At 56.4% G+C, this 13,004-nt stretch carries 11 protein-coding genes, 1 pseudogene and 1 riboswitch; of the genes and pseudogenes, 3 read left to right on the forward strand and 9 right to left on the reverse strand.

Features of this window, described 5'->3' with window-relative positions:
- Positions 1–157 precede the first annotated feature (157 nt).
- Positions 158–754, forward strand: coding sequence for a tyrosine-type recombinase/integrase (locus ACRQ5Q_RS07250; RefSeq protein ID WP_439396691.1), 597 nt, complete (start codon positions 158–160; stop codon positions 752–754).
- 44 nt (positions 755–798) lie between these two features.
- Here the strand turns inward: ACRQ5Q_RS07250 and ACRQ5Q_RS07255 are convergent, their stop codons facing one another.
- From ACRQ5Q_RS07255 to ACRQ5Q_RS07265, 3 genes are all read right to left on the reverse strand, one after another.
- Positions 799–1,365, reverse strand: a complete 567-nt coding sequence (locus ACRQ5Q_RS07255; protein WP_439396693.1) for a hypothetical protein — start codon at positions 1,363–1,365, stop codon at positions 799–801.
- A gap of 144 nt (positions 1,366–1,509) precedes the next feature.
- Positions 1,510–2,301, reverse strand: a complete 792-nt coding sequence (locus ACRQ5Q_RS07260) for a hypothetical protein (protein ID WP_439396695.1) — start codon at positions 2,299–2,301, stop codon at positions 1,510–1,512.
- Positions 2,302–2,619: 318 nt separating this feature from the next.
- Positions 2,620–3,057 carry a hypothetical protein gene (locus tag ACRQ5Q_RS07265; RefSeq protein WP_439396696.1) on the reverse strand — a complete coding sequence of 146 codons (438 nt, stop codon included), beginning with the start codon at positions 3,055–3,057 and terminating at the stop codon, positions 2,620–2,622.
- 650 nt (positions 3,058–3,707) lie between these two features.
- Between ACRQ5Q_RS07265 and ACRQ5Q_RS07270 the strand changes: the two genes are divergently transcribed.
- Positions 3,708–5,297 carry a metallophosphoesterase family protein gene (locus ACRQ5Q_RS07270; protein ID WP_439396698.1) on the forward strand — a complete coding sequence of 530 codons (1,590 nt, stop codon included), beginning with the start codon at positions 3,708–3,710 and terminating at the stop codon, positions 5,295–5,297.
- Between the two features lie 821 nt (positions 5,298–6,118).
- Here ACRQ5Q_RS07270 and ACRQ5Q_RS07275 read toward each other — a convergent pair.
- The 6 genes and pseudogenes from ACRQ5Q_RS07275 to ACRQ5Q_RS07300 form a co-directional block, all read right to left on the reverse strand.
- Positions 6,119–6,973: a TIR domain-containing protein gene (locus ACRQ5Q_RS07275; protein ID WP_439396700.1), complete on the reverse strand. Its 855-nt coding sequence runs from the start codon at positions 6,971–6,973 to the stop codon at positions 6,119–6,121.
- Positions 6,974–7,341: 368 nt separating this feature from the next.
- On the reverse strand, positions 7,342–7,605 hold the full coding sequence (locus ACRQ5Q_RS07280; protein WP_439396702.1) for a hypothetical protein: 264 nt from the start codon (positions 7,603–7,605) through the stop codon (positions 7,342–7,344).
- Positions 7,606–7,626: 21 nt separating this feature from the next.
- Complete coding sequence (locus ACRQ5Q_RS07285) at positions 7,627–8,034, reverse strand: hypothetical protein (RefSeq protein WP_439396704.1); 408 nt, start codon at positions 8,032–8,034, stop codon at positions 7,627–7,629.
- Positions 8,035–8,555: 521 nt separating this feature from the next.
- Entirely contained in the window at positions 8,556–8,798 is a 243-nt protein-coding gene (locus ACRQ5Q_RS07290; RefSeq protein WP_439396705.1) for a hypothetical protein, read from the reverse strand.
- A gap of 28 nt (positions 8,799–8,826) precedes the next feature.
- Positions 8,827–8,979: a hypothetical protein gene (locus ACRQ5Q_RS07295; protein WP_439396707.1), complete on the reverse strand. Its 153-nt coding sequence runs from the start codon at positions 8,977–8,979 to the stop codon at positions 8,827–8,829.
- 663 nt (positions 8,980–9,642) lie between these two features.
- Positions 9,643–9,974, reverse strand: a pseudogene (locus tag ACRQ5Q_RS07300) (IS5 family transposase); the annotation flags it as partial.
- A 269-nt stretch (positions 9,975–10,243) separates the two neighbouring features.
- A riboswitch (cobalamin riboswitch) is annotated at positions 10,244–10,448 on the forward strand.
- 129 nt (positions 10,449–10,577) lie between these two features.
- On the opposite strand from ACRQ5Q_RS07300, the gene ACRQ5Q_RS07305 reads away from it, so the two are divergent.
- Positions 10,578–13,001, forward strand: a complete 2,424-nt coding sequence (locus tag ACRQ5Q_RS07305; RefSeq protein ID WP_439396709.1) for a TonB-dependent receptor domain-containing protein — start codon at positions 10,578–10,580, stop codon at positions 12,999–13,001.
- The last annotated feature ends 3 nt before the right edge of the window (positions 13,002–13,004 follow it).

The raw sequence follows: 13,004 nt of genomic DNA on the forward strand, positions 1-13,004 counted from the left end.
CCGTTCGCGAGGTCTGGTTGTCCTCCGCCCGTCGTGTGTTCGCTTGGGCGCGCGAGCACAAGCAGGTCAGAAAAAATCCGTTCAAGGAGGTGCGCGTCGACGTTCCGCGCAAAGCCCAGACGCGAGAAGAAGGCCGAGCTTCACAGACGCTGAGGCAATGACCATTCTCAACGCCAGCTTGGGCTTTGAGAAGCCTACCACGCCCACAGAGAGAGCGCGCCGCTGGGTGCCTTGGCTCTGTGCATATTCTGGGGCGAGGCCGGGCGAAATCACGCAGTTGCGCGGGGTCGACGTCGAGGACCGCAATGGCCTCTACGTAATGAAGCTGACGCCTGAGGCGGGCACTATCAAGACAGGGAAGCCGCGTGTTGTACCCATCCACGAACACCTGATCGCTCAAGGTTTCGTTGAAATGGTCAAGCAGGTTGGTAAGGGCGCGCTGTTCTACAATGATAAGACACCGCAGCCGTCCAATGTAGATCCTTTGAAGCCCTCGCGACGTCGGTCTGACACGGCGCGCGCTCATCTAGGGACGTGGGTTCGGGGGTTGGGTGTCGATGATACTAACATCAGCCCGAACCATGCTTGGCGTCACACCTTTAAGCGTATAGCCGACGAGATTGGGATGCCGGAGAAGATGAACGACGCCATTACCGGACACACGCAGGCCACCGAGGGTCGGAAGTACGGCGCGCCTACTGTCGTGGCTATGGCTAGTGCGCTTGCGAAATTCCCGCGCTACAAGCTCGATTGAAGCTCGCAAGTACAAGCCAACAAAGCAGGCCGGGGGCAGGAGCGTCAACCTGCCTCGTCGGAGCCGCGAGGAGTTAACAGATCAACTTCTGTCGCCCGCGATTGAGCACTACGACGGGTTCGTCGCCGCTTTGGTGCGGCCGCTTCTTCTTGGCGCTGGTCAAGGTGATGCGTGGCAGTGTGTTGGCGATGTCGAGCGTCCGTTTCGGCCGCTGTGCGCTGAGGGAAAAGGTTCCGGGCGATAATGTAAAGGAGCCCGATGAACTGAATAGGCGTTTCGACGATCAACGCAGTGATCGCGATATCGCTTATGCCCCAATGGTTGATCGCGTTAAAGATGATTACAGCAAAGGAGGCTGCAGTGCAGACGACTGTCGCTGCGAAGAATGCGACGCCGAACTGTTTCTTTAGCGTTCGATCGAGTTCGCTCGACAGCATCAGATCGAATAGAGCGGGGTCGATGCCAGCCTGAGTAAGGTCGTGCAGAAGCTTGAGCTGAACCTCTCGTACATCGACCGGCTTTTCTGGGGAGAAAATGTCCCAAATGAATGAGCCCCGGATCATTTTAAGACTGAGCTGGGCAACGGCCTTCGTCAACTCGATCTGATCCATTCACTCCCCCTAAACCCGCAAAACCAAAAGGTGCAATGTAGACGTGTTGAACCTCTACAGCGTTATCGGCCGCCTCGTCTATCGAAGAAAGTAGGGGCCGCACCTAAGACTTCAAGCGGAAAACATCGGTGCGGCCAGTGCCAATCAGGCGGCCTTCATGAGGAAGCTCTTCGCTCCTCTGCCTTTGCCTTCCGAGCCATACGTGACCCCCAGCTCCTTGAGCTTCAAGGCGGTCGGGTGGTTATCGTCACGCAACGCCTTTTGCAGGTCTTTCCGCTGGTGAGGCTTGAGACCAAACTCACGGCCGATGAGGCTTATAGAGGTTCTACCGGGGCTCCGATTTGACATGAAGGTGACCAGTCGGTCGTGAGGTAGACCGCTGCGCTCCACACGTATCTTGGGGCCATCAAGTTCAAAGTCCCAGTCTCGCACTGAGATGTTGGGCAACTCTTGACGGATGTACTCAAGTATCTCGGAGCCCCGCGCCCCGCTCGGCAGTACCATGAAGACGTCGGTTGGCGCGCATCGGCCTTGCTCGTCAACGACTTTGCGGAGCCGTACCCGGCCCATGGCCTGTATGATGGAAGTCGCGAGGTGTCGCCGCTGCAGTAGCTCACGCACGTTCGCGTGGTCTTTCCAGGTGGGATTGTCATGCCATGCGTCGGCTTGAACTCCTCGGAAAGCAAAGAACACACCAGTACCCCAAATGCGATCCCTGAACGGAAGCCCGAAGATCACGGCAGTGTCGAAATCCTTGTAGTCGTTGCTGCCATCGATTGCGCCCCAATGAGCCGAGGCTACTTCGGTCACCCCGAGGTCTGCTTGCGTCGGCACGAGGTGCTCAACGTGCTTGTGAACGCAGAACAGGACCTTGCGGTTTGCCGATAGTCTCTCATTGAGGTTTGCTTGTAACTGCGGGAAACGTTTGCCTGCCAAGTCCTCCATCCTTGTCTTACCGATGCTTGCCGTGCGAGCCACATGTCTGCACGGTCTTCCATGAGCTGGTACATCAGATCCACACCGGCCGTCGCATCCAGAACTACCGGGCCGGGAAGCTCCAATGGCACCGCAAGCGCTGCCGAGTTGATGGAATGCTGTTACCAGAGACAGCGATCAAGGCGAACTGGTCGAGTAGCGCCTCAGCATCACCGAGCACCTTGTCGTACCTCATCGCGAGACGTAGACGTTCCTTGTCGTCATCCTTACCGATTTGCCTGTCGTAAGGGAGCTGACGCATGGCTGTTCTCAAATCCGTTAGGTTAGCCGATACTGGAGCTTCGCCTGCGCCCAGACCAGTGACGTGCCAACCTGGAAGGCATCCTTGGTGTCAGCCTGGGCCAGCATCCTGTCGCGCAGGGCCTCCAAGGCCTGCACCTCGCTTGCATGAGCCAGCCGCAGCTCGTGCGGTATGAGGCCGACCAGGAACGTGAGGTCATCGAGCTTCACCTGGCTGTGCTCTACGACGTTCGCTAACGCTTCATCCACAATGGTCAGGAGGCGTTGACCGCTCCAGCGGGTAAGTCTCTTCCAGCGCTCCGCTTTGACACCAGACAGGGTTTTGTTCGCTCTGGTGTAAGCCTCGTGGGTGATAACCACGATGTCACTATTATGGAGTTGTTCAGGGGTAGCTCTATGATCAGTGTGGTCCGCAATGGCTACCTGACGACCAACGTAAGCGTTGATGTCGGACACCACCTCGTCCACCTGAGCCTTGAGCTATATGCCACGAACATCCCTGCGGCTGCTCGCGTCAGGCGGCGAACTGAAGTCGAACGTACGATCAAAGAAAGCACCGCTGAATTCTCAAGCCGGAAAATACCTGACGACCCGGGCATCGTACGATTTCGTAAGAAGGCAGGGGCTACTAGCGCTTGGATCGTCGAAGTGTTTGGTGAGGCCAAACAGCTATGATGTCCCTTGCCGCTTGCCGTCTTGCCGAGTGGTAGCCCGAAGTGGTAGCAATGCTTCCGCAGCCAAGCTGATTTGATCTTGTTTTTCAGTTTCTTCCTGTGTTGCCCTTCATCTCCCCTAGGGAGCGTCAGTACCTATCACCGTCTCCAATTTCCGAGAATTAGGTACGAACTTTGCCGCCGTTTTTAGCATCAATTGGCTCGCCGCGCCTCACCGGCGTGACGGTGGGGGCCAGTCCTATGCTGCGATGCCCAACAGCTCGCCTCCACTGCTTCGGACGAGTTGCATGCGGCGCGACGTTCAAGCCGCCAAATGACGGTTCGCCTTTGTTGCCCGATCATTAGCTGGAGCGTCATCGGTTGTGATAGCACGCGACGAGGGTTACGACCTGGAGTATAGTTTATTTTAGTACACCGTAGATGGAGCTAGTCATGGGTTTCCGCCTTTCGCTCAGACATGCAAATTGGATAGCTCACATCCTAGAGCCGTCCGGACCCACTCCCCAGTTCGAAAACGATAGTGAAGAGCGCTTCGCCCTCGAAGCACTGCTCAGATCGGCACGTTATAGCTTCTATGGTACGCGACCTCGTCACATGGATTTCGATGATGCTCTAAGGTGGGCAGTGCAGGCTCTCGAAAATGGGCGAAAAGCGTCCGAGGTGCTAGCTCCGCTGATTGAGTTCTTTAGAGACAGGCCCTGGACTGCGCTGCTTATTCCAAGTGGAGACTGGAATTTTGATCGATTTTTCTCCTCGTCAGAATTGCTCGAACGGCTTGTCCACATTCGTCCTGACGACCCGGGGCTCATTCTTCAACTGGAAGAGAGCATTGATGAGGGAAGAAGGGTAGAGCTAGATAACGTATTCCCGGCCTTCCGAGTAGCTTTGGCCAATGCAACGAAATGGCCCGGCGTTTTGGTGTGGACGCGCACAGGCGATGCGGCTTTTTTCGAAGTGCCGGCCCCGCGCGACTTGGCGTTTGATCGGCTGGAATGGATCTTTTCGCACCTCGCTGTAACTTACGGTCGACCTGACATATCCCTCTTGCTTCAGCAGTATGCGCGTCAAATGAACAACGTAAGGGCGGATGTTGTCCCTCTTCGCATGCTGCATCTCAGCGACATTCACCTCGGAAGCGGCGACGCAATGCGACGATTGCCACGAGTAAAACAGCTGATCCAGCAGCTTGCCATTGAGTTGGGCGATGATGAGCCGCTTGTACCTGTTGTGACAGGCGATTTGATGGACACTCCGGATGAGGCGCATCTGCATGCCGTGCGCGATTTTCTTGAATTTCTCCATAGCGTCGGCACCGACGAGCCCGTCGTTATTCTGGGTAATCATGATGTTCGCAAGGATGGGTGGCTAAGTGCAGAGCTTCAGAATGCGATGCGCATTCAAACCGATCGAGTTCGATGGTTCGATGCCTCACGCGTGGGCTTTGCATGCTTCAATTCTGTCCGGGGAGGCCGTCTCGCCTGTGGATCCATTGACGAAACGGAAATGTTGGATGTTGGACAGGCTCTCGACCGCCAACGCGAAAAAGCGCAGAATTATGTATTGGCCGGACTGCTGCATCACCATCCCATTCCTGTCGAACGGCCGGATTGGTATCGGCAGGACTGGTTCGAACGCCTTTTAGGCAAAACCTTCGAAAAGACTGACGCGTTGGAAAATTCTGAGCAGTTTATGTCGTGGCTGCGCGCTCGCTGCATCCGACTAGTCCTACATGGGCATAAGCATATTCCCCGGGTGGAGGTGCATGATGGCATTACTGTTGTCGGATGTGGCTCGACCGTGGGAAAGGTAAATACCACTGAACCAGGAACTACGTACATGTCCATCAATGTGGTTACGATAGACAACGCGCGAGGTCGCATTTCCTGTCGGCTTCGGGCAGAACGTATTCCCGGTGGAGGCCTCAATTCTATGTTGCAACACGAGGCAATAATGACCGGCAACGCCTACCGACAAGACGAACTTGAATGGACGCGCCGGTCCCTTGGTCAGTCGCCCACTTGAGGGTGGTAGCGGGCGCGAAGCAGCGAGCCAAATTTTGTTGGGTTTCTGCAACTATCCGTGGTCACCCCTAGGGAGGGCCAGCCCAAGACGCGTCTAGGCCGCCTATTAGAAGCGTTGGACATCACGTCTTGGACAGTGCGGTATCGGCAAATTCGATCAGCTTAATGACCGTCCTGAAAGTTTGGCAAGTCGAGCAGTCGGTCATCCGCGTTTCATCGGTCGGTTGTAGCTGACAGAGCGAGACTGCAGCGCCCTCTGCCTCGACTACTTCGCTTAGGAGGCGCTCTACAATTGAAAGATGGCAATGACCTGCGGGTCTCTCGCAGGCCACGATGACCTTGAACGCTCCCGGCTAGCTCCAGTCGGGCTGCTGCGAGACAGGGATTTGAGGTTGAGGAAAATACAAAAGCCCGCTACAAAATGGCATCGACGGCTCTAAAAACGCTAGGTTTATCAGGAGCAAAGCCGCGGAACTGCAGTACCCACCCAACTGTACCAATGATTTCAATAGCTTAGTCAAGTGTGTCCGCCCCTTAAGGCTTCTGCCTTGGGGAAAGTATTGACCTGGACATAGACCTAAATCGATCGTAGAGGCGCTCTTCCGTCCCGGCGCAAGATCGAGGAGCATCTAGGCGAGCTGGGTCAAGGTCGAGCGGCACTCGAACGGTGAATCTTGCTCGGTGCTTCCAGCTCGGCCTTGAGGCAGATCGTCTAGGTGCTACGATTGATTGAAAGGACATGAGCCGTTTGCCGCCTTGGCGCTGCGTGTCGCACAATACTTGGTGTCCTCAAACAGATTTGGACAACGCCTTACAGCTGGTTCACTCCGATACGCTGTATTTACTGAAATCGGTCTCGCGATCGCCTGCAATCACATAAAAAAATTTAACGAAGTGATCTGTCGAGCCTCGCTGGTCTTTGTATCTGACTTCGATAATTTTGATGGCTGCGTAAAAGCCTTCCATGTTGCGAAGAATCAGGTATTCGCCCTCGCGCACAAGGCGCGACCTAGACGTAAAATCGTACTGAGACGCGTCGGTGATGTCCTCTAGCGATCTAGCGCCTTCAGCAATAGCAATGCCTTTGATGTTCCGTCCATCGTCGTAGGCATGAATAAGCCCTGGACCGCCCGCTGACCACGCTGTCTCAAACGCTTGCTCGTCGGCTCCAATAACGTAGCGTCCATTAAAGCTTGTGTAGTCAAAGCCGACGTCGGCCACCATCGAGGAGACTTGAGGTGGTTCTACGTGAGAGTCTTTCTTGTTCTCTTCGACGCCCAACTTTTTGAAAAGAATATGGGCTACGTCGTTGGGGGAATATTCCGAAGCTGGTAGGTAGGCGGTGGCACTCGAAATTCCATCAGGCCACGCCTCATCAAACCGAATAGGCAAAATATACTCGGAGCGTTCGGTCAAAGCCCTTTCTATCGCCGCACGACGCTCGTGCCGCGTCCAATGTTTCTCGATGTATTCTTTGGAGATAAGCATTAGCGCGAAGTGTGAATCTTTGGAGTAAATCCGGTGGAACTCCTCGGCTAGATTCTTACCCCACAGCTCGGGTGCAAAGAACTCGTCGTAGAAAACCCGCACGCCTCTCTTATGGAGCGCTTTCGCTACTTTCTCGGCAAATTCTCTTTGCTCACCGGCAAACGAGATTGCCACCTCGAACCTGCTCAACCACCATCTCCTTGCGTGCCTTACTTACGTCCCTACGCTCACGGCGATTATATAGGCCGCTCCACACTTCGCCAGACTCGCCCTCAAATCGTTTTTTGTCGGGAGATCCGGCCTAGGGGTACCCCCGGGGGAAGGGGTGCCCTTGCTTAGGCGTATCAGGCCTTAAAAATTGCTAGCAGAAATTCCGGAAAGCCTCGGATACCCGGGGCCACGAAGGATGTTCGACAGGAAATGTAAGGACCACCTATACGCCTGCCTTTAGCAGGCTCCCCTTTGGCTGGTCCCTTTAGTCCCGAAGTCGTCAAAACTTGATATAGACCCTTATATTATATCAAAAGTTGACGACTTTGGCCCAAGAGCCGGTATCCCTATTCTCCGTCGTTCATGCCTGCGTGCGACCTCGCGAACAGCGCCTCGATGGCCTCGCTGCGAATTTTCTTACGTATCGCCCTTCTCTGACGCCTCATCTTGTCTTGGATCTTTTTCGCAAGCCGCTTGGTCTCCTGTAGCCGCTCGAGGTCCCCCTCGCGCTCACCGGGGATGGCTGCGCGAGCGATCTTGGGTTTTTGCGCCTTGCCGCCCTTCTGAATCTTTTCGATCAGGTTCCGATGTTCGTGGTCGATCTTGCTCATGCGACAGCGGTCTTTTGTTGCTCACCGTCTCGTAATTGTTTCTGACTTCTTGAACACAAGTGACACAATGCGCTCCCAGAGGAGGTGTTCGCGCGCAATCTTCGCCTCGGTCTGAGCGCGGCCGTTGCCGCGTCGTTCCATATCCTTGATCGCCTTGCGTATCAGCTCCGGGCTTTCCCCAGCCGCTTCCGCAAGCCAGATGATCATGGGTCCACAGTTAAGGCGCTGGAACAAGGTGCGTGCGCCTGTGATGGTGGTGTCGCTGCGTCCGTAGTATCCACCTTCGGGATCGTTGTAACCGCCTGCCCAGCCGAGCCAGTGATCCTTGTGGGTGTCGTAGTTGCTGGTCGATAGGCGGTCGGTCTCTGGCATCTTAGCTGGCAATCGCCTGATTGCATGCAAGAGTTGTTTGATCGTAGGTTCCTTCATCTCAACCAGTCTTAAGCATGTTTCGCAGTCCATGGCCCCTTGCCCAAGCTAGTAGAGGTCTCGCTATTGGGCTGGAAAGTGGGACACAGCCAGTGAAAGCTCGCGTGCCAATGGTCCAGGCAGTGCTTCGTTGAAAATCGCTGCCAGCGCTCGGTAGTACCAGATTGTGCCTTCGCGTCCTCCGGTGAATCGATCCCAAAATATCTCACCAATGTCCCGATAGTCGCTAACAATCGCTTCCGCGTTATCAACTTTGTCGGCAAGGGAGACAAGGAGAGACGTTGCGGGCTTTGGCCGTCGATGATCGGCGAGTAGGCTGCCGCCTGCCGTATGACCGCGTGAAGGTGCCGCATCTCATCATGGATCATGCGCCGCTTGAAGTAGAAGCAAAGCGTCTTCTCGTTTTTGGCATCGTGGCCGGCGGCGGGCAGCGTAGCGGCTCCTGTTTCGCGCCGCTGACAAGCCAAAGCGCGGGCCCGGGGGGCGGCGTTCCGGTCTTGTGTCGGACACGGGGCGCTCTCTCAACGTGTGGCTGAGGCTACGGGCGGAGTTTTGGGCAGGCGGCAGGCGCGCTTCTCCGTATCCACGGCGATCGCCGAGAGCGTTTCGTTCTGATCAATGAGAAGAGAGATCGCCTTCGTCGCCCAGTCCTCGTAGGTCAGGGTGCCGGTTTCCCACAAGAAGACAAGCGCGCGGGCGACCGCGTTATGGCGGGATAGCTCCTGCAGCTTGCAGAAAAGCTCGGCGTTCATTTGTACGGGCATGATCTTCTCTCCGTCAGTGTCGGGGTTTTCAGTCGAAGCTAGGTCCAATCAATGCCGGCTCCAGTATGTCGGCGCGATCGCGCCAGTGGTCGCGATCTTTCGTGATCTCACGTTCGGCACGCGACACGCGCTCACCGAGGGCCTTTCGCTGCCTGGCGAGCTGTTTCTGCAGATAGGCCATGCTGATCTATGTTCGCACTGCTTGGTCATCGCGGGCGATCCTGCTCAAGTCGTCGGTGTGTGAGCCGAAGATGCGGAGCCGGAGCATCCCCTTCGTTTCGGCTATCGTTTCGGCGCATTTAGCACCACAACCGGTTCCATAATCGGCGCCGATGGGCCACCTTTTGCAGTGTTTCTGCATGATCGGCTGAGGGTTAATAAACCGGGTGGCGCTCACCCCCATCCGGGAGTCCTTGGTGGTTGCACCAGTTTATCCAGTTGCGCCGGGGTCTCAACGAAATCCCTTTGGGCGATAGGGGCGGCGCGCGCGGGATTTCGGAGGCAAGTGGTGGACCCAGTAGCCATGAGACTCTCTGGTACTTTTCGTGGTCTGTTTCAAGAGCCGCTTGCATCTGGGGGGGCGTCCACAGCTGGGTTTACGGCCTAGTTCTACTTGGTGGGAAACAGGTTCTCCACGATACGAAAGTCAGAAAGTTGTTAGACACGCAATGCGCGAGACATCGCAACCACGCCGCCCGCAGCGCGCTTGCCATCGCAGAACGCGGCCCAATCAGCCATTATCGTGCGCTGCTTCTGCCGCGCCGATATAGGTCTTGATGTACATGGTGCAATCGGGGTTCTTCGCGTGCCCGACGGTGGCGTTGCAGGCAAGTCCAACTAGGACGCGGACTCCCTTGTGATGTAGGCCCCCGTGCTGATGCACGCGAACAATGGAGGTGTCTATCATCTGAACAGCGGCGTCATGGGCAGCGGCAAGCGCGTCGATGATGCGGCCCCAAACGCCAGCCCGCCGCCAACGAACAAAGCGGTTGTAGCAGGTGGTGTACGGACCGGACCAAAGATGTCGGGCAGATCACGCCAAGGTGCTCCAGAGCGCAAGACCCAGAAGATGCCATTGAGGACACGACGGTCGTTCACCCGAGGAACGCCACGGGGCTCGTTCGGTAGCATCGGCTTGATGCCAACCCATTCATAATCGGCGAATTCGTAGCGCATGATTCGAGCCCCCAGTTTGGAAGCTTGAATCACAGCGATCTGGTCGGGCGCAACGCTTCGAGGAAGGAGCTGGTTGGACGCTTACGGGCTAAAAGCGGACATCAGCCCGCCGACAATCCCTGCTGAAACCGCCGAAAATGACCCGCAGCCAACCAATGTGAATTTATCCGTGCCTCAATGGCTTTTTGACGGGCGGCGTGTCCCAACTGGCACACCTCTAATCTTCGAGCTGACGGAGACTAGCGCCGCTTGACTCGCCTTTGAACTTCATTAAGTCTGAGAGCGGTAGTGCCCGAAGGGCTAATCAAGGGAATGCGGTGCGTCTGTTGCAACGGACAATGCCGCAGCTGCCCCCGCAACTGTAAGCGGCGAGCCGACGATCATTTAATGCCACTGGGATTGTCTTGATCCTGGGAAGGTGATCCGAAGCAGCGACCCGCGAGCCAGGAGACCTGCTACCAGCAATGGTCATGCGCGAACGCGTCGGGCGGGGTGCTCCGAAGCGTTACAAGAGGCGTTCGGGGTCTGCCGTATCAGGGGCGAAGGGCAGATCGTCGTGCCAGTGCGCGTGACGGGTGTATTGTTTCGCCGTCGAGCACAACCGTGTCGATTTCTAACTTTACTGGGCGCCCGGCGCCGTCGCGCATCTGCGCGCAATCTCTCCGCTTGATCTCGTCGAGGCAACGCTGGCGATGCTCCGCGCTGATCCCCGGGGTGGTCGTCGCGCTTTTGGCCAATGCATCTGCGTCAACGCAAAGCCCACAACAGCTTGAGCCGGTGACCGTCCGGCCGCCCAAGCCGCATGGCACTGCGAGCCGGCCCGGCCAGGAACCGGCAAATGTGCCGAAGCGGACCAGGCGCGCCGCACAGGCCGCACGGCCCAAGCCTGCGACGCGATCTATCGCAAATTCCGAGCCCGCGCCGACACCTCTCAATAGCAATGTCGTTGCAACAAGCTCCAACCTGCTCGGCCTTTCCGTCTTTCAGACGCCGGCAACAGTCGAAGTTGTCAGTCAGCAAACCATGCGCGAGCAGGGCTACCGCACCACTCCCGAGACGGTAGCAGGCGCCGTCGGCGTGCTGGCGGTCGATGTGGCAGGGGCACCTTCCGGCTTTTCCACACGCGGCTTTTCCTTTGGCGAAGTGACCGTACTCTACAACGGCCTATGGATTGGCCCGCAAAGCATCACGTCGCGCGTCCTGGATACTGCCAATCTAGAGCAAGTCGAATTTGTTAAGGGACCCTTGTCGCTAATGTCAGGCCTTGCCACGATCGGCGGCTCCGTCAACTATGTGAGCAGACAGCCCACGAGCGGTCCTATCAAGAACGAACTTGACACCTCAATAGATACACTTGGCACCTATCGGACGCATTTCGGGTCTGGCGGCAGCACGTCAGTTGACGGGCTCGACTACCGGTTCGATGTCAGCTCTTCGAAGATCAACAGCTTCATCGAAGGCGACTATCAACAGCTCAACAATATCTCGGGCCAGCTCAACTACCGGGTGACCGATTCCTTCAAAGTATTCGGTGCCATCGAGTACAATCAAGATTACGGCCACGCCTATTGGGGCACACCGCTAACAACGACAACATTCTCTGGACCTTTTTCCACGCACGGTGTCGTCGCGGGATCGGCAATCAGCACCTTTGATGGTTCAGTTATTTCGCCTGTGACAGTGGACTCGCGAACACTAAGGACGAACTACAATGTCGCCGACAATTCCATCGGTTCACATGGTCTCTGGCTGCGTGGCGGCTTCGAATGGGCGCTGAACGAGGACATTACGATCAAGAATCAAGCCTATGAATTTGGAGCCAAGCGTCACTGGTTTGACAGTGAAACTTACGCGTTCAACACTGGAACCTCGATGATCGATCGAGACCGCTTTTTTGTTAATCACAAGCAGCAGGTAATCGGCGATAACACCGACCTGATCTGGAGTTCGTCCTTTTTCGGCATGCAGAATCGCTTCGCCACGCAATTGGCAGTAAGCCGAAACGAGATTCAGTTCGCCCAGGAGCAGAATCCTGACGAGTTTCCGTTCGACTCCGTGACCGTGGTAAATCCCGCCCCTGGGCTTTATAGCCTGCCACCGCAGCCAGGCATCCGCAACAGCCGCCTAGACGATGCAGCGATCACGGTCGAAGACCAGCTCAAAATTACGCCGATGCTGGCTCTAATCGGTGGCATACGCGTCGAGGACATGACGTTGACTCGGGATGGTATCAACTTCGACGGTACGATTCCAGCAGGGCAGCCCTTCACCAAGAACTGGCAACCAGTATCTTATCGAGCCGCCGTGACCTTCGAGCCAATCAAGGGTCTGTTGTTCTATGGCATGTACGCCACAGCATACGATCCGGCAGCCGCGGGTATCTTTTCAGTAACGCCGGGCACGACGCTCGACTTGACCAGCGCCCGCATCTACGAGACCGGTGTAAAGGCGATTTCGGCTGATAAGCGAGCCGAATTTACCTTCTCGGTCTATGACATCGAGCGGCGAAATGTCTACGTAGCGCTAACCAACGCCGTCGCCACGGAGGCCGGCGAAGTGCACAGCAAGGGCGTCGAGCTTGCCGGCGCTGTGCGACCGATCGAGAACCTCAAGATCTGGGGCAATATCGCGATCACGCAGGCGACGTATGGCAATTTCGACGTGTGGACCGGTAATACACCCTCGAATGTCGCACCCGTAATCATCAATGCAGGGGCGTCATACCGGTTCGATGGCTGGCGCTGGCCGGTCGAGATCGGTGGCGCAGTGCGATATGTCGGACAGCGCTATTTGTTTGAGGATAATCTCACCGCTATGCTGCCCTACACCACCGCTGATCTCTTCGCATTCGTGGATATTTCTGGCCGCGATCTGCAGTGGCAAGGTTTAGAGAAGATGAGGGTTGGTTTTCGTGTGCGCAACGTGACGAACTCCGTCTATGCTGTCGCGTCTGATCCGGGGTATCCCGACCAAGTTTATCTCGGCGCGCCTCGGACATTCGAACTGTCCGCCTCGGCCAAGTGGTGATGC

It is taken from the genome of Bradyrhizobium sp. PMVTL-01 (assembly GCF_051861855.1).
GTDB lineage: Bacteria > Pseudomonadota > Alphaproteobacteria > Rhizobiales > Xanthobacteraceae > Bradyrhizobium.